The organism is Aliivibrio fischeri (assembly GCA_038993745.2).
Taxonomy (GTDB): Bacteria; Pseudomonadota; Gammaproteobacteria; order Enterobacterales; family Vibrionaceae; genus Aliivibrio; species Aliivibrio fischeri_B.
This window is the reverse complement of the sequence record CP160629.1, coordinates 1,559,094-1,575,543: the sequence shown is the minus strand read 5'-3', so window position 1 is coordinate 1,575,543 and position 16,450 is coordinate 1,559,094. Positions and strand designations below refer to the sequence as shown.

The window sequence follows — 16,450 nt, the reverse complement described above, 5'->3', positions numbered from 1 at the left end:
AAAAGTTTTGTTTTGTGATGTTAAACTGGTTAAATTAACTACATTTGAAATACTTTGTGACATTTTGCTCTTTTAATGATTGTAACAATCAAGTAACCTTTCTGTGAATTTTGGATGTACTTACTTTTAACTAAATCACACAATATTGTTCATTGTTTCTAACGTTTAATATGATTTGTTTAAGGTAGGTCAAAAACAAGGAGTTACAGATGAGTTCGTCTGCATCACAACAACAGCCTAAAAGGCCTTTATTTACTCGCTTTCTTGATTCTGTTGAATACCTAGGAAACTTACTACCACACCCAATTACTCTTTTCGCAATCTTTTGTGTGGCCATTCTCGTTTTATCCGGTATCGCAGGTTATTTTGAGCTATCAGTTATGGATCCTCGCCCAGAAGGAGCGAAAGGACGTGCCGCTGATGGGATGATCCACGTAGTAAGCCTGTTTAATGCAGAAGGCTTACAATTAATCGTAACTAACTTAGTGAAAAACTTTGTTGGTTTTGCTCCATTAGGTACCGTACTTGTAGCGATGCTTGGTGTTGCTATTGCAGAACATTCAGGTCTATTATCAGCGGCAATGCGTGGTATGGTAATGGGTGCGTCTAAGCGTATGGTTACTGTAACCGTTGTTTTTGCTGGTATTATTTCAAATACAGCATCAGAGCTTGGTTATGTTGTACTTATTCCCCTTGCTGCTATGCTTTTCCACTCATTGGGTCGTCACCCATTAGCCGGTCTTGCTGCTGCGTTTGCGGGTGTATCAGGTGGTTATTCTGCAAACCTTCTTATTGGTACGGTTGATCCACTGCTTTCAGGTATTACTGAAACTGCAGCGCAAATGATTGACCCAACTTATACTGTTGGTCCTGAAGCAAACTGGTACTTTATGTTTGTTTCTACTTTCTTTATTGCTATCACTGGTGCATTTGTAACAGAGAAAATTGTTGAGCCGAAACTGGGTAAATACAATGATGAAGAAGCATCTGAAGATCTGTCTAATGATTCGATGGGTAAACTTACGGATGTTGAAAAGAAAGGTCTTAAATTAGCTGGTATAGCTGTTCTAGTCGTGAGTGCATTACTTGCATGGACAATTGTTCCTGAAGATGGTGTTTTACGTTCAGCTACTGGTACCGTCGCTGGTTCACCATTCCTTAAGAGTATCGTTGCCTTTATTTTTGTATTCTTTGCTATTCCAGGCTTTGTTTACGGTAAAGTGACTGGTTCAATGAAGAATGATCGTGATGTCATCAATGCAATGGCTACATCAATGTCGTCAATGGGCATGTACATTGTTCTTGTATTCTTTGCTGCGCAGTTTGTTGCTTTCTTTAAGTGGACTAACTTTGGTCAAGTGATTGCGGTTGGTGGGGCGAGCTTCTTACAAGACGTTGGTCTTACTGGTCCTATGTTATTCTTCGCATTTATCTTAATGTGTGGCTTCATTAACTTAATGATCGGTTCAGCGTCTGCACAATGGGCAGTAACCGCACCAATCTTTGTTCCAATGTTAATGCTAGTAGGTTATGCGCCTGAAACAATTCAAGCTGCATACCGTATTGGTGATTCAACGACGAACATCATTACACCAATGATGAGCTACTTCGGTCTTATTCTTGCTGTAGCAACACGTTACATGAAGAATCTAGGTATCGGTACTCTGATTGCAACTATGCTACCTTATTCAATCTGCTTTATGTTTGGTTGGAGTGTTCTGTTTTACGTGTGGGTATTTGTATTTGGTCTACCAGTTGGTCCTGGTGCAGCTACGTTCTATACACCATAATTAATATAGAAATTTAGCGAGAAATACATAATCTATAAATAAAAAAGGCGATCTTTGGATCGCCTTTTTTTATTTCTTCCTAAAGGGTTGAGTCAGCATTTTATCTAAGCGTTGTTCTCTTTCTTTTCTGAAAAATCCCAATCCAATCTTCATATCCTGATGACCATCAATGGGCTTTACTAAATAAGTATTTCCAATTCGGTCCCAAATAGATAAAAAGAAACCATAATTATTATGCATTTCAGAGATGTGAACAGAGTGGTGCACTCGATGAAAATCAGGAGTAACGAATAACCCTCGAATGTATCGATCAAGTGTACGTGGAATAAATAAATTACTGTGATTAAACATCGCACTGACGTTCAAAACAATTTCAAAAATAATGACGGCTTCAACTGGAATACCAAGTAACCCTATCGCTGCGATTTTAATCAACATAGAGAGAATAATTTCAATGGGGTGAAAGCGTGTTCCTGTCGTGACATCAATATCTTGATCTGAGTGATGCATACGATGTAATCGCCACAGTAAAGGAATGCGGTGAAACGCTCGATGCTGCCAATAAATCAGCCAATCCAATAATAAAATGGATAAGAGAATCGTTAAGAAAGTAGGCGTATTGAGGTAATTAAATAAACCAAATTGTTCCTGATTTGCGATAAGAGCAGCATCAACGGCTAATAACGGTAAGGTTAAACGAAGGACGATACTGTTGAAAAAAATTAAGCCTATATTGTTTAACCAACGGAACTGTTTATTTTGAGTGAGTGCTTTACGAGGCCATTTGTATTCAGCCAAAGCAAAAATGATGAAAGCAGTAACAAAAAATCCAAAACGTAACGTGTCACTGTATTCAATCCAATTATTTTCCATTAGGAATTTCTCTTTAGAACTTGTTATTACTCATACTGTAAGTAAAATGCGCTTTTTTTTCCATATAAATAAAATTGCTTGGTTGTTGTTCATGCGCATTCATAAAGTTCACCAGTTACATAAAGAAAGATTAGCTCGTTCTTCTAAACCTTTTAATGCAAGAGGGGCGAATGTGAATCGCTGTGAATTTTGCCAAGTTCATAAAGACCACTGTATCTGTGAATATCAACCAGAAACCACATCAGATGCTGCTTTCTTACTTATTATGTTTGATACAGAGGTATTAAAACCAAGTAATACAGGCAAATTGATTGCTGATGTGATCCCAGAAACGCACGCCTATCTTTGGTCGCGTACTGAGCCAAGTGAAGAAATGTTAGCATTGTTAAATAATGAAGCTTATCAGCCTTTTGTGGTTTTCCCAGAAGAGCAAATTGAAGATAAGTCATTAGTGCGTAACGAAGTGATTATGGAAGAAGGGAAAACACCACTATTTATCTTATTAGACGGTAGCTGGCGTGAAGCAGGAAGAATGTATCGTAAAAGCCCATATTTACATCAGTTACCCGTTCTTTCTTTTAAGAGTGAGCAACTTTCTAATTACATTATGCGTAAAGCTTCAAAAGATCATCAGCTTGCTACTGCAGAAGTTGCCAGCTTGGTACTTGATCTGTTTGGTGAACAACAGAACGCAAGACATTTAGAGCACTGGTTTGAATTGTTCCGAGAGCATTACCTTTATAGTAAGCGACCAGTAAAAGGTGCAGAACGAGGTATGGGGTTAAAACGTTTGATTGAATTTCGTACAAATCTGAAAGTAAATAACGAAATCTAATACCAGTTTGAGGTTCAATTCACACTAAAAACCGATGAATATCGGATAGGTCACAGTCTGTATAGCTAAAAATTAGGTAAGATAACACCATAAAAATTTAGAATAGATTAGGACAAGGATACCTTATGTACTACGGTTTTGATGTGGGTGGAACCAAGATTGAGTTTGGTGCGTTTAATGAAAAACTTGAGCGTGTCGCAACTGAGCGAATTCCAACACAAACTGAAAATTACTCGTTATTAGTTGATGATATTGCATCATTGATTGCAAAGTATGATGCAGAGTTTGGCGTTGAAGGTAAAGTCGGTTTAGGTATTCCGGGAATGGAAGATGCTGAAACTGGTGCTTTATTAACAAGTAATGTTCCGGCAGCAAAAGGGCAATTTTTACGTAAAGATTTAGAAGCAAAAATTGGTCGTTCAGTAAAAATTGATAACGATGCTAACTGTTTTGCATTATCAGAAGCATGGGATGAAGAGTTAAAAGATTCACCATCAGTGATGGGATTAATTCTAGGGACTGGTTTTGGTGGTGGTTTAATTTTTGATGGTAAGGCCTTCTCGGGTTACAGCCATGTTGCTGGTGAATTAGGTCATTCACGTTTACCTATTGATGCATGGTTTCATTTAGGTGAAAACGCACCATTACTTGAATGTGGCTGTGGTAACAAAGGCTGTATTGATAACTACCTTTCTGGACGTGGCTTTGAGCTGCTTTACGCGCATTACTATGGTGAGCAAAAGAAAGCGATTGATATTATTAAAGCTCATGCTGAAGGTGATGCGAATGCAGTAGAACATGTTGATCGTTTCATGGAGCTCTTAGCAATCTGTTTCGCTAATTTATTTACTTGTTTTGACCCACACGTTGTCGCTCTTGGTGGTGGTTTATCTAACTTTGAGTTGATTTACGAAGAGCTACCAAAGCGTTTACCAAAACATTTATTATCAGTAGGTCGCGTTCCTCGTATTATTAAAGCGAAACACGGTGATTCTGGTGGTGTGCGTGGTGCAGCATTCTTGAATATTAAAGACTAAGTTCTACGAAAATAAGATAGAAATTTAGATACAAAAAGAGCCTCATGTTGTTTGTTATTACTAACAGATAAACAGAGGCTCTTTTTTGTAATGCGTTTAGATTTAATTAAGTAACTTAACGTTAATTAGCTATTAAGCACAGCATTTTTTGTATTTCTTACCGCTACCACAAGAACAAGGATCGTTGCGGTTAGGTGTTTTCTCAAAGCGAGTTGTCTTAGGCTTGTTTAATACGCCTTCAAGCTCAAGAATATTTTCTTCTTTCTCTGCATTCACTTCAATGTTAGCAAACAATTTATGCTCAGCAACTTGGGCTTCAACTTCGATTTTACGCTCTTCTGTTTGAACAACTAGAGTTAATGGTGCTTCTTCAGTACCTAACTTAACGTCACGCTTAGTGTTGTAACCAGAAAGAACGTGGTTTTGACGAGTCTCGATACGACCTTTGAAGAACATTTTAGACATCTTGGAGCCTTATAATTTTAGAACACAGTATTTTAGGCATGTTTATACTATAAACAGGTGGAGTGATAAAGTTTAAAAAAAAGTAATCTTGATTTACTCATTCAAATACAGTTCCGCCATCCCATCGAGTTTGCTTTTTACTTCTTTCCAGTTTGGCATCACGCTGGTTAATAAGCGCCAGAAACGTTCACTGTGGTTGTATTCTGCGATGTGGCAAAGTTCATGTAAGATCACGTAATCAATGCACTCTTTAGGGCTTTGATCAGGTGAGGGTTGTGATTACTTTGGGTTTATTCGGTGTTTTTTATTGGCGCAGCGTGGGCGGTGTCGTGAGGGCTTTGGGACAGAAGCGAGATGCGTGTTTGGCATAATGTTAGGTGTTTTCAAACAGGTTTGACTCTTATGGTGGATTCAGATGATTGGCATTGATAAAATTACGAAATTAAGAACTAGGATGGACGTACGAGAGCAATGCGATTTTTTACTAAGAATAGAAGTTCGAAGAAGAGAATAATTGAAGAGTGGGTATATGAACGTGTTGCTGATGAACTGAGTGTTGGAGAAATACGCAGAGGCTTGTGGACCAAAGCTCGTGGATTGTCTGAAGGTGATAAAAATAAATGTGAGAGCATTTATATACAGCTCAGAGCGGAGTCGATTGTTGATGAAGCGAAGATTCTTAACGAGGCTCGTGAAATAGTTGCTCGTAAAGAAGCGAAGAGAGATATAGAACGAGCAATGGAACAGCAAGAACAAGTCTCAGGTCCTTGGGAGTCTCAATTGCTATTATCTATTCATAATGAAGATTATGACAAGGTACATGCGGTCATTTGTTCTGGTGTGACTATCCAGAATGAAGAGTTTGCAGAAAAGTGCAGATTTCTACTTACCAAGTGCAGCAGCCAAGATCTGGTTAAACTAGTAACTTTTTTTCTGAAACAGAGTAACTACTAGTTCAGAGGTATGTCAGGAAGAATACTAATTACGACTTTCGGAACTAGTATTGTCCAGAGATATGCTATGTGTACAAATCATATTTTGATTGATAGCAAGAGTGTTCCTTGAGCATTAGTTTAAAATACACCATGCAGTGAGAGAAGTTTGTAGAGGCTCGTAAGGTTAATTTTATGTCTATTAAATTTGTGACTATTGACGGGATTGTGCGTCCAATTTCGGTGAATAGAAAAACAACAAGAAACGCTACAACATTATTAAATGTTAAGAAACCAACAGGTTTTAAATCTAACTCAAAACAATATAATTCAGTTCAGGCCTTTACGGTTCCAAATGCAAAGTGTCCAAATTGTGGTGATAATGTTTTTTATTATGAGCATCCAAATGGGGCAAAAGTATATTTTGATGAGTTAGGACCACCATGGCCGAAACACCCTTGTGTAATCGAGCGTCGTACTTCCACTAAGCACAAAATTTCGAAAAATAAGCCAGTTTCGGCTAATTGGATGAGTAGTTATTGGAAGCCGCTAATTTTAGAAAAAAAAGTAAAGCTCGCTAATGGAGAGGGGGTTAGGGTACAAGCAAAGACTAGTGAATATTCTGTTAGATTCCTTTTAAAAAATCAGTTGTTGAAGCAAAAATTTTGCAGTGGGGATGATATAGAACAGCTAATTATGCTGTCAAGAAAGACCGAAGACAAAATTCGACCTAAGGTAGAAATTGCGCTTACAAGCGGGCTTCAGTCATGGACAATGCTAGGGGAACTGGTGGAGCAAGTAAATGAGACCAAAGTTTCCCAAACTACGACAGTGCAAGAGAAAAAAATCTTTGACCCACTCGGCAAGTTAAAGATCCCATTTTATCTTAACATTGAAGACAAACGTGTTCATATATCACTTTCATATGATGGACAGGATATTCAATTTATCCGTAGTGCTAAAAAAGCGATCAACCAATGGTTATTAAAGGGTAGTGAACACTTAGATGCATGGGTTGAAGACACGAAGAAAAAACGCCATTTTCGTGTATATGTTGTTGACCCGAAAACAGGTGTTCATATTGAACAATTATTTCGGAAATCTGAAAGCAGAGATCAGGAGAGTCAGGTTGAACAACTAGAGTTCATTTCGCTATCTAAATTACCAGAGGGTAAGGTGAAACTTGAGTTTAACGTTCCCAAGAAAAAGTTACGTTTGAATGCGACCGTTGATATTCAAAATTTAGTACGATGCATATCTTTTGAGCAGTTATTGACATCTGAAAGTAAAGTCGGAGTCGAAAATCTTATGAGTTATAAAAAAACTATATTATTCAATGGTGTACGATATGATGGCAAAGATATACATATCGACATGCTAGATAGTTTAGAATCTTAAATTGTATTTTTTGAACTTAATACACAGGTCTTGTAGCCGTTCATTAAACAGGTCTACATCTAGCTCTCTATCAACTATTGGGATGGCAATCGTGTAGACATATTGTGAGTCTGAGACCTTGGTAGATGTTGATGACTGTAAAACCTCACCACATAAACGGGTAGACTCATTCGTGAAATAATTAAGTCTGATAAGATCAATTAGGCTTAATTATTTCCTTTATGTTAGCCGGCTTTCAATACTGATGGTTTAAGGGGCGTAACTTTAGTATTCAATCATCAACCACTTCAACAGATTTATGCTGGGCACCATAATAAGTACCCTCATCAATGGTGTAACGCAGCATTACACCACAGTTAGGGCACTCGAACTCTTCGTTTGGCTCAATGCGTTCATCTTCAATTTCGACACCAAGGTATTCAATCGTGCTTTCGAGTTTAGCATGTCCCATAAGTAACTGAATATCTAGACGATTCTTGGTTTTGTCGTAGTTCAAAGAAGCTTTAGTTCGACGTAGAGAATGTGTGCCATATTGGGTTTTATCTAACCCAATATTGGTTACCAAACGGTTCACTAGCGTAGTGTAGTAATGGTATGGAATTGCCTGTCCCTTACTTCATAAAAATGCACTTTAAGTAAGGCACAAATCAAAGACAATGCCCTATCTCATGATATGATTGACGGAATATTTCTTGTAGAAGAACACAGTCATGAAAAACGATGAACAACAATATCTTAAAGAGCTTTAAGGTAAGCTTTGGAATGCCGTAGACAAGCTATGTTCAACATTAGACGCTGTAACCATCCCTTAAAATACGTTTCTGATGCGTTTAAGCTGCGTCAGGAAGAAATCAAACCAGACCTCGCTAATCCAGAGCACGAATACTACCTAGATCCAGCCGACTTCTCAGAAGAAGAGTCGGCAGTTCTAATAAGATAACGGCCCTCGTGTGATTGGTGGTGCCGATCTTGAGAACGACGGTAAAGTTAAAAAAATCACTTCAGTTGGTCACTTGATTGATAACGCTCTTGATGGCATCGAGCGTGACAACCCGAAACTAAAAGGTGTACTTAAGAAGTCATACTCAGCGCTAAAATTGACCAAACAAAGCTGAATGAGCGAATCAACCTGAGCGCTACCATTCCGTTTGTTCATGCCGACCTAAACTGTAAAGATATCCTTGGTCACGTATATGAATACATGCTTGGTCAATTTGCGCTTGCAGAAGGTAAAAAAGGTGGTCAATTCTACATAATGCCATCTACATATTTACAGTCAAAATGCCACCTTCCTTTGGTAGCATAAACTGTTACTACGATTTACCTTTCTCAATTACTTTCTGAATCTCTGAAATGTAAGAGTTCAACTCTTCCAATACATCAGATAAAAATCCTTTATCGATGCGAACATACTGGCCATCTTGACGTACTTTTATTGAACCGTCGTCGATGAGATATTTGATTTCTTTTATCGGTTGCCCATCATTTGTAGTGATTTTTGCGTCATTATGAGCGCAACTATTTCTTAACTTGATGAGTTTTTTAATCATTGGAAATGATTGAGAATTTTCCAAACCAATCAATGTTGTCATAAACAGATGAACACGCTCTAAACCACTGCCTTTCAAGTCGTTTAGTTTCACTGGTGTTTTATGTTCTTGGGAATAAAAAGAACAAAATTTTTCTAGTTCGTGCTCATAAGTTGCAATTAGTGTCAGCAAAGCAGAACGTCTCTGAAGACTTGGGAAATAGTTTTCAGCGACATCATCCAAGATTACATCATCAATGTGCTCATAGAGTCCTTGATAATGGTTGATGTATTGATAAATCCCTTCTACAGGACAAATTTCTATTTTTTCAACGGATGGACCTGCTTTCTTATAAGCTGTAATACTGGTATCAATGGCTTCTTCTGTGTGGTTGATAAATGCACGCATTAGGTTGTAAGTAAAACCAAATGAATACAGAGGTTTTGATATTGTTGGAAATACTAACTGATCGAGTAAACTCATTGTATTAATCCCTATTCATTTAAATATAACTCTGCCATGCCATCGAGTTTGCTTTTTACTTCTTTCCAGTTCGGCATTACACTGGTTAATAAGCGCCAGAAACGTTCACTGTGGTTGTATTCTGCGATGTGGCAAAGCTCATGTAAGATCACGTAATCAATGCACTCTTTAGGCGCTTTGATCAGGTGAGGGTTGAGCATCAGCGTACCTTTGGCTGAGCAGCTTCCCCATTGTTTTTGCATCGGCATAATGCGAAATGAAGGAATACCTTCTACCCACGTTGCCTGCGGCAAAAGCGCAGCTAAACGTTCATGGAATATGCGCTCTGCGCGAACGCCATACCAACCAGACACCAGTGCTTTAACGAGCTTGGGCTTATCTTCGTTAAAGCGGTTGAGAGTAACTAACAACTTGCCTCGCTCCATCTTCACTTTGGAAATGGCATCTCTGTCTTCAACCACCTTTAACACATAGCGGCGGCCTAGATAGAATTGCATCTCACCACTCACGTAGTGCTTGGTTTGTACATATTCTAAATGGCTTCGAAATTCCGTCAGGGCATTCCAAATCCATTGAGCGCGTTGCATGACCGCCTCATGGATTGCTGATTTTTCAGTATCTTGAGGCGCAGTCACAGCGACTCGACAATCTGGATGCACTCGGATGGTGATTTTCTTTTTCTTAGCTTTCCCGTTTTTATCTAAAGCAAATACCTTGCGGATCACCTCATAGGTAACTGCTTCATCACCATAGATGAAGCTGTACTCTTCGGTGTTGCCTTCTTTATGGTTAACCGAAGTCATGCTTAGTGACCTGACTTATTGTAACCAGAGAGGCCAAATCGGGTGATTTGAATGACATCCGTGATAATGGCTTGTGCCTTATCGATACCCACATCAGCGAACAGCAGTGGCAGTAGCCCCAAACGGATCTGGTTTTCAATTTCTGATGGGTTAATTGAAAACTCGGCAACCGCTTTACGCACAATTCCATCAATGTCTAACGCATACTGAAAGTATTTATCTTCAAGAGCGGGGTCTTCCGTTAGTGGTGATGGTTCGCCTAGCACTTTCCGAAACAGCCCAAAGTAGGCTTGAACATGACGTTTGATTTTAGGGTCAAGCTCTGCAAAGCGATCCGTTGGTAATCCTGCCACATCGCGGTCTCTGACCTGCTGCTCGAAATCCGCAAATAGAAGATACTGTTTAACGGGGCTATCAAACATCTCCTTGGTTTTCTCAATAGCTTGCTTTAACAAGTTTGAGAAATACTCTTGGGCATACGGATCATCCGCCAAATCTTGCTCAATCATCTTGGTTACACGACCTGTGATGACATCCTTTTTGTTTTTGGCCTCATCATCGGTCATTTGCTCTGGTTTGGCATCTTTACCCATGTTACCAACCAGATAAGCGCCTTCTGGCTCTTCAATCGACACACCTGCAATGTGCTTATCTAACATGGCGCGAATATTTTCCGAATACTCGTCGTAGTCCACGGTTTCTTCTGCATCTGCGCGTACTTGTTGGCGCAGTTGGCTCATGGATTTCAGCGTGCTCTTGTATAAATCTCGCTTATTGTCGAAACTCTTATCTTCAAAGTAGGTCGCCGATTGCAGGGCAACCTTTAGGCAGTTAGCAAACGCGGTCAGCGCATCATAAAAATCATTACGCAGCTTTAAGTTGGTATCCGTTAATTGACCATCAATGGTATCAATTTTAGGTGCCAAAGCCTGACGCAGTGCTTGTCCATCTTGCTTATTCTTCACACAAGAAAAAATTGCCCAAAGGTCATCATACAAACCTGGCAACTTCTTGTACTCGGTATCCATGCGGTTATACAAGCCTTTGAGATCATCGATATCAAAGCCGCCTTGGGTGCGTTCAGCCAAGTCTTGGTACTTTTCAATGGTGATATCCAGCTCTTTGAGGATGCCACGGTAATCAATCAAATAACCGAACTGCTTTTTACTGTGCAGGCGGTTAACCCGTGCAATGGCTTGAATAAGGTTGTGCTGCTTTAACGGCTTGTCGATATAGAGCACGGTGTTTTTAGGCTCATCAAAGCCCGTTAACAGCTTATCGACCACGATCATAATGTCGGGACCTTCATCCTTTTCAAATTCTGCAATGATGTGCTTGGTGTAGGCTTTTTCATCGCTCCAGCCTTTCTGTGCGACGTTTTCTTTCCACCAATTTTGCACTAAATCAGTGCTTTCATTATCGACGTTATCGTGTCCCTCACGAGTATCTGGTGGCGACATCGCAACCACTGAAGTGACTTTACCGATTTGATCGAGAAGCTTCTTATAGCGGATCGCAGAGGCTTTGGAGTCGCAAGCCAGTTGACCTTTCAAACCTTGCTGCTTAAAGTTTTGGAAGTGATCAGAAATGTCGTGCGCGATTAACTCTAAACGCCCTTCGGTTTGGTAGATCTGACCTTTTTGTGCGAACTTGCGTTTTAGATCGCTGCGTTGCTTTTCCGATAGGGTATCGGTAATGCGGTCGAACCATGCATCAATGGCTTTGTCGTTGGTGCTCAAATCAGGTTTGCGTTCTTCGTACAACAACGGCGTAACGGTGCCATCTTCGACGGCTTGCTGCATGGTGTAAGAGTGAATGATCTTACCGAACTTGTTCTCGGTTTTATCATCTTGCAGCAGAGGTGTACCAGTGAAACCGATGTAAGCGGCTTTCGGCAAGGCTTGCTGCATTCGGATGTTGTTCTCACCGTTTTGGCTACGGTGCCCCTCATCCACTAATACGATAATGTCTGGGCTATCGTTGTAGCATTCAGGTAGGTTAATCGCTGTACCAAACTTGTTGATGATCGAGAAGATGATACGTTCATTGCCTTTACCAATTTGCTCGGCAAGGCGTTTACCTGTGGTTGCCATTGCCTCTTTTTTATCTTTATCTGACAGTGCGCCGCCAGAGGCAAAGGTGCGAGCAAGCTGATCTTCTAAATCCACACGGTCAGTCACAACCACAACGCGGCATTTCGCTAACGCTTTTAGCCAAATCAGCGCTTTTGACAGAAACACCATCGTAAAAGACTTGCCCGAACCTGTGGTATGCCAAATCACACCGCCATTACGTGCGCCTTTGTCATCAAAAGAGGTGATGCGTTCCACTAAAGCTTTAATGCCAAATACTTGCTGATAACGAGCTACAATCTTGCCTGCTTTTTTATCAAACAGGGTAAATAAACGGGTTAGCTCTAGTAGTCGGTCATGGCGCAGTAAGGATACCAATAAGCGATCTTGGTCTGTCACCACCAAATCACCGCCTGCAATCAGTGATAGGTATTCGTCTTTGATTGCTGGCGTGCGATGGCTGAAAATCGCATTCAGTTGCGCGTCATTCAGAGGGGTGTTCTTAAGGCGTTCAAAGGTGCTTTCAGTAATTTCTTCTTCTTTCCATTTCGCCCAGAATTTCTCAGGTGTGCCGCACGTACCGTATAAACCATCATGACCATTGATGGATAACAACAGTTGGCTGTAAGCAAACAGATGAGGAATTTCATCCACTTTTTGGTTGCGAATGTTTTGCGAAATACCCTCAACAATGGTTGGTTTGCCGTTGATGCTGCTGTCAGGGCGTTTTGCTTCTATCACGACCCACGGCAAGCCATTAACGAAACAGACCACATCAGGAATGCGTTTACCTGTACCACGAGCGTTCTCGACTTCCATCTCTTCGGTGAAATGGAATTGGTTGTTTTCTGGCGTATCCCAATCGATGATTTGAATGGTTGGGTTGGCTTTTTTACCATCGACAAACTCAGTGACGCTAATGCCGTAGGTTAAGGCGTTATAGAGCTTTTCATTGGCGGCTTTAAGTCCTTCATTCATCGCAGGGTTGGCAAGCTCTTGCACGATTTTATCAATTGCCGCTTGCGATAAATGTCGCTCTTTACCCATGAAAGAATAGGTTTTAAAGCTCAGAACCTTACGTAAGATTTGCGGCAAGATCACCGTGGTTTTGTTGCCACGCATTATCATGCATTCACTCGGTGGAATGAATTGGTAGCCAAGGTTAGTGAGCAAAGTTAACGCGGGGATTTTTGCGCTTTGCTCTTCTTTAAAGTTGGGAGTGTGGTGCTTAGGTTCACTAGGAGATAATGGTTCCATACTTAGCCTATGACGTTGTTCTTATTGTTTATCAGGGCTTGTAAACAAGCCCTGTATTGGTTGTCAAAAGATGCGCTTGTTATGCGACTTCGGTTTCAGGAACCTTCACGCGACGCTTACCAGTCAACAACTGCTGCATCAGCGCCTTTTTCTCTTGCTTGAAATGCAAAAGCTTGGCTTCTAACAACTCGATATCTTTGTCGGCAGCGGTTAGAACTGAGGCGATTTTTTCCTGCTCTTTTAGTGATGGTTGAGGTAATTTGATTTCTGAAAAATATTTATAACTAATGATCTTTCCATCACGAATACCTTCAAGTCGACTCTTCATTGCTTGAATAAAAGAAAAAGACTTTAAATGATATTTGTAAAAGTTATCACTTACTTCTATTTTCGGATATAAAATCACATAAGCGGGGCTACAAATACCTTTGTATTTAGAATATTCAATACCACCTTGGAAGCTTCTTAAACTAATAATGAAGTCTCCTATCTCAACAACTTTGTAGCCTGCAATACTGCCCTGAGTCACTGAAACATTGTAATCAATCAGTTCTCTTGGAACAGCACCTTGATCTTGCGTGATCGCAAGTATAGGTAGATCTGAGTTATGTTTTTTATTAGACCTTGTCGCAAATATACTGCCTGCTTGAACATAAGCCCACTCCCCCTCAAACGCCTTACCCGTTTCAGGGTTCACCAAACGCGTCTTACCCGTCAAAAGCTGCTGCATCAAGGCTTTTTTCTGCTGCTTGCTGGTTTCAATCAGCTTTTCAGTGGTGCTAATCGCTTTGTCCCATGTTGAGAGGATTTTGGCAATTTTGCGTTGTTCTGGGTACGGGGGACATTAATATGTAAACCAGCGACTTCAGATGAATTGATAGCTGGGTAATTAGAACCTACAACTAAAGATTCAATCTGTTGTGTAACTTGGTGACTAAATAGTGTTTGATATACGAACCCTCCTGAAACATTTGTTTTTGGAGTTAGCACCGCAAAGCCTGTGGATGCAATACAATCACTAAAAGAGCCAGTTACCCTAGCGAAATTTTGAAGATTTGGTCTTACTGTTGCGAGTAATATATCCCCAGTTTGCAGCACTCTTCTTGCCCTTGAAGGTGCTGAACTAAAGATACAGCGTTCTAGATTACGTTCAATTTGTCCCTTTGATACGTTAGATAATGAAATGTAGGAAAATTCGTAATCACCAGGAGTTTTTTTCCCTAAAGATTTTTTATCAATATCAACTAAGGACGATAGGGTATGCCTTTCAAAAGCACTATTCATAACCCAACTCCTCTAGGTAGCCCGCCATTTCTGCTTCTAGATCGGCTAGTTCAGTTTGCAGCGCCAAACGCTCACTGCGCACTGCCATCAAATCGATCTCCGCTTCTTCTTCAAACGTATCGACGTAACGAGGAATATTCAGGTTGTAGTCGTTCTCACGGATCTCATCGAGCGTTGCCACATACGCGTATTTATCCACGTTGTCGCCGCTGCGGTAGGTCTTCACGATCTTGTCGATGTTTTCTACTGTTAGAACGTTTTGGTTTTTGCCAGATTTGAACTCACGCGACGCATCAATGAACATCACATCCTTGGTGTCTTTCTTCTTCTTAAAGATCAAGATTGCCGCTGGAATACCCGTGCCAAAGAACAGTTTTTCAGGCAAACCGATCACGGCATCCAATAGGTTTTCTTCGATCAGTTGTTGACGGATTTTGCCCTCGCTTGATGCACGGAATAGCACACCATGAGGCACAACCACGCCCATTCGACCGCCCTTGCTTGTTGGAGTAGCAGGCTTTAGGGTTTCAATCATGTGCGAGATGAAAGCGTAGTCGCCTTTGGTTTTTGGTGGCACGCCACGACGGAAACGACCAAAATGATCGCTTTCTGCATCTTCATGGCCCCATTTATCTAATGAGAATGGAGGGTTGGCTGTTACGACATCAAAGTGCAGTAGACCGCCTTCAGTATCCTGAAGCTTAGGGTTACGAATGGTGTCACCCCATTCAATACGGTGGTTGTCTTCACCGTGCAGGAACATGTTCATTTTTGCTAATGACCATGTTGAGCCAATCGCTTCTTGACCAAACAGAGCGTACTGCTTAGAGCCGCCAAAGTTTTTTTGAACTTGCTTACCACACTTCATCAATAGTGAGCCTGAACCACACGCTGGGTCACAAATGCTGTCACCTTGTTGTGGCTCTAGAATGATAGAAAGCAGATCTGATACCTCTGGCGGGGTATAGAATTCGCCTGCCGATTTTCCGCTACTTGCGGCAAAGTGTTTGATCAGGTATTCGTAAGCGTTACCAATCACATCCAGCGAACCAACACGGCTTGGACGTAGGTTTAGGGTTGGCTTACCAAAGTCTTCTAATAGGTGGCGTAGGATGTCGTTCTTTTGCTTCTCATCACCCAATTTATCGGTGTTAAAGCTGATGTCTTGGAACACGCCTTTTAGCTTGGTGCCGTTGGCTTCTTCAATCGCGTGCAGCGCTTGGTCAATGCGAGTACCGTTACCTGCGGTATTACGTGCATCGTACAAATCCCAGAAGGTTGAACCTGTTGGGATCTTGAATGATTGGCTGGCAAGCATGGCTTCAACCATCTCTTTGTTGTCACCGAACTGTTTAGTTAGTTCTTCGACTTTGTCTTGGCGTACATCTGAGATGTATTTTAAGAACAACATGGTAAGGATGAAGTCTTTGTAGATAGATGGGTCGACGGTGCCGCGGAAAGTATCGCAAGCAGACCATACGGCTTTGTTGATGTCGTCTTGGTTGATTTGGGTATGTGGCATGAGTTACCTAGCTGTTATGTGTCACGCTTATTTGTTGCTAATTAAGCGAATGAAATATGGGGATATAATACGTGATTGCGGTGTTTTTTTATAGCGTTTGTAGGTAAAAAATGCCCCTAAAGAGTAGGGGCATAGAATGGTAAGCTGTTTGTTATGAGCTAGCTTTATAT

General features: G+C 40.7%; 13 protein-coding genes and 3 pseudogenes. 6 read left to right on the top strand and 10 right to left on the bottom strand.

Annotation, left to right across the window (positions count from 1 at the left end):
- Nucleotides 1-209 precede the first annotated feature (209 nt).
- Entirely contained in the window at nt 210-1,790 is a 1,581-nt protein-coding gene (locus AAFX60_007660; GenBank protein XDF76665.1) for an AbgT family transporter, read from the top strand.
- 69 nt (nt 1,791-1,859) lie between these two features.
- On the opposite strand, the gene AAFX60_007655 is transcribed toward AAFX60_007660, so the two are convergent.
- Entirely contained in the window at nt 1,860-2,663 is an 804-nt protein-coding gene (locus AAFX60_007655) for a sterol desaturase family protein (protein ID XDF76664.1), read from the bottom strand.
- Nucleotides 2,664-2,754: 91 nt separating this feature from the next.
- Here AAFX60_007655 and AAFX60_007650 point away from each other — a divergent pair, with 91 nt between their 5' ends.
- Both AAFX60_007650 and nagK read left to right on the top strand, forming a co-directional pair.
- Nucleotides 2,755-3,498: a tRNA-uridine aminocarboxypropyltransferase gene (locus AAFX60_007650; GenBank protein XDF76663.1), complete on the top strand. Its 744-nt coding sequence runs from the start codon at nt 2,755-2,757 to the stop codon at nt 3,496-3,498.
- A 125-nt stretch (nt 3,499-3,623) separates the two neighbouring features.
- Entirely contained in the window at nt 3,624-4,535 is a 912-nt protein-coding gene (gene nagK / locus AAFX60_007645; protein XDF76662.1) for an N-acetylglucosamine kinase, read from the top strand.
- 132 nt (nt 4,536-4,667) lie between these two features.
- Here the strand turns inward: nagK and AAFX60_007640 are convergent, their stop codons facing one another.
- Both AAFX60_007640 and AAFX60_007635 read right to left on the bottom strand, forming a co-directional pair.
- Nucleotides 4,668-5,000 carry a PBPRA1643 family SWIM/SEC-C metal-binding motif protein gene (locus AAFX60_007640; protein XDF76661.1) on the bottom strand — a complete coding sequence of 111 codons (333 nt, stop codon included), beginning with the start codon at nt 4,998-5,000 and terminating at the stop codon, nt 4,668-4,670.
- 93 nt (nt 5,001-5,093) lie between these two features.
- Nucleotides 5,094-5,261, bottom strand: a pseudogene (locus tag AAFX60_007635) (M48 family metallopeptidase).
- 210 nt (nt 5,262-5,471) lie between these two features.
- Here AAFX60_007635 and AAFX60_007630 point away from each other — a divergent pair.
- Complete coding sequence (locus AAFX60_007630) at nt 5,472-5,954, top strand: hypothetical protein (GenBank protein ID XDF76660.1); 483 nt, start codon at nt 5,472-5,474, stop codon at nt 5,952-5,954.
- 173 nt (nt 5,955-6,127) lie between these two features.
- The gene (locus AAFX60_007625) at nt 6,128-7,330 is read left to right on the top strand and encodes a hypothetical protein (protein ID XDF76659.1); all 1,203 of its coding nucleotides are present in this window, start codon (nt 6,128-6,130) and stop codon (nt 7,328-7,330) included.
- Between the two features lie 394 nt (nt 7,331-7,724).
- Here the strand turns inward: AAFX60_007625 and AAFX60_007620 are convergent.
- Nucleotides 7,725-7,943: pseudogene (locus AAFX60_007620) on the bottom strand (integrase).
- A 97-nt stretch (nt 7,944-8,040) separates the two neighbouring features.
- On the opposite strand from AAFX60_007620, the pseudogene AAFX60_007615 reads away from it, so the two are divergent.
- A pseudogene (locus AAFX60_007615) lies at nt 8,041-8,582 on the top strand (N-6 DNA methylase).
- A gap of 61 nt (nt 8,583-8,643) precedes the next feature.
- Here the strand turns inward: AAFX60_007615 and AAFX60_007610 are convergent.
- From AAFX60_007610 to AAFX60_007585, 6 genes are all read right to left on the bottom strand, one after another.
- On the bottom strand, nt 8,644-9,342 hold the full coding sequence (locus AAFX60_007610; GenBank protein XDF76658.1) for a hypothetical protein: 699 nt from the start codon (nt 9,340-9,342) through the stop codon (nt 8,644-8,646).
- Between the two features lie 11 nt (nt 9,343-9,353).
- Nucleotides 9,354-10,145 (bottom strand): SprT family zinc-dependent metalloprotease, encoded by a 792-nt coding sequence (locus AAFX60_007605; protein XDF76657.1) that lies wholly within the window; start codon nt 10,143-10,145, stop codon nt 9,354-9,356.
- A 2-nt stretch (nt 10,146-10,147) separates the two neighbouring features.
- Nucleotides 10,148-13,474 (bottom strand): HsdR family type I site-specific deoxyribonuclease, encoded by a 3,327-nt coding sequence (locus AAFX60_007600; GenBank protein ID XDF76656.1) that lies wholly within the window; start codon nt 13,472-13,474, stop codon nt 10,148-10,150.
- A 79-nt stretch (nt 13,475-13,553) separates the two neighbouring features.
- Nucleotides 13,554-14,204, bottom strand: coding sequence for a restriction endonuclease subunit S (locus AAFX60_007595; protein ID XDF76655.1), 651 nt, complete (start codon nt 14,202-14,204; stop codon nt 13,554-13,556).
- A gap of 32 nt (nt 14,205-14,236) precedes the next feature.
- Entirely contained in the window at nt 14,237-14,758 is a 522-nt protein-coding gene (locus AAFX60_007590) for a hypothetical protein (GenBank protein ID XDF76654.1), read from the bottom strand.
- Nucleotides 14,751-16,280, bottom strand: coding sequence for a type I restriction-modification system subunit M (locus AAFX60_007585; protein XDF76653.1), 1,530 nt, complete (start codon nt 16,278-16,280; stop codon nt 14,751-14,753). The genes AAFX60_007590 and AAFX60_007585 overlap by 8 nt, the downstream gene beginning before the upstream one ends.
- Between the last annotated feature and the right edge of the window lie 170 nt (nt 16,281-16,450).

Bases quoted from the DNA above. Each gene is read 5' to 3' on its own strand.
- AAFX60_007655 (XDF76664.1), bottom strand. From the start codon at position 2,663: ATGGAAAATAATTGGATTGAATACAGTGACACGTTACGTTTTGGATTT.
- AAFX60_007650 (XDF76663.1), top strand. From the start codon at position 2,755: ATGCGCATTCATAAAGTTCACCAGTTACATAAAGAAAGATTAGCTCGT.
- AAFX60_007585 (XDF76653.1), bottom strand. From the start codon at position 16,280: ATGCCACATACCCAAATCAACCAAGACGACATCAACAAAGCCGTATGG.
- AAFX60_007625 (XDF76659.1), top strand. From the start codon at position 6,128: ATGTCTATTAAATTTGTGACTATTGACGGGATTGTGCGTCCAATTTCG.
- AAFX60_007600 (XDF76656.1), bottom strand. From the start codon at position 13,474: ATGGAACCATTATCTCCTAGTGAACCTAAGCACCACACTCCCAACTTT.
- AAFX60_007610 (XDF76658.1), bottom strand. From the start codon at position 9,342: ATGAGTTTACTCGATCAGTTAGTATTTCCAACAATATCAAAACCTCTG.
- AAFX60_007660 (XDF76665.1), top strand. From the start codon at position 210: ATGAGTTCGTCTGCATCACAACAACAGCCTAAAAGGCCTTTATTTACT.
- AAFX60_007630 (XDF76660.1), top strand. From the start codon at position 5,472: ATGCGATTTTTTACTAAGAATAGAAGTTCGAAGAAGAGAATAATTGAA.
- nagK (XDF76662.1), top strand. From the start codon at position 3,624: ATGTACTACGGTTTTGATGTGGGTGGAACCAAGATTGAGTTTGGTGCG.
- AAFX60_007640 (XDF76661.1), bottom strand. From the start codon at position 5,000: ATGTCTAAAATGTTCTTCAAAGGTCGTATCGAGACTCGTCAAAACCAC.
- AAFX60_007605 (XDF76657.1), bottom strand. From the start codon at position 10,145: ATGACTTCGGTTAACCATAAAGAAGGCAACACCGAAGAGTACAGCTTC.
- AAFX60_007590 (XDF76654.1), bottom strand. From the start codon at position 14,758: ATGAATAGTGCTTTTGAAAGGCATACCCTATCGTCCTTAGTTGATATT.
- AAFX60_007595 (XDF76655.1), bottom strand. From the start codon at position 14,204: ATGCAGCAGCTTTTGACGGGTAAGACGCGTTTGGTGAACCCTGAAACG.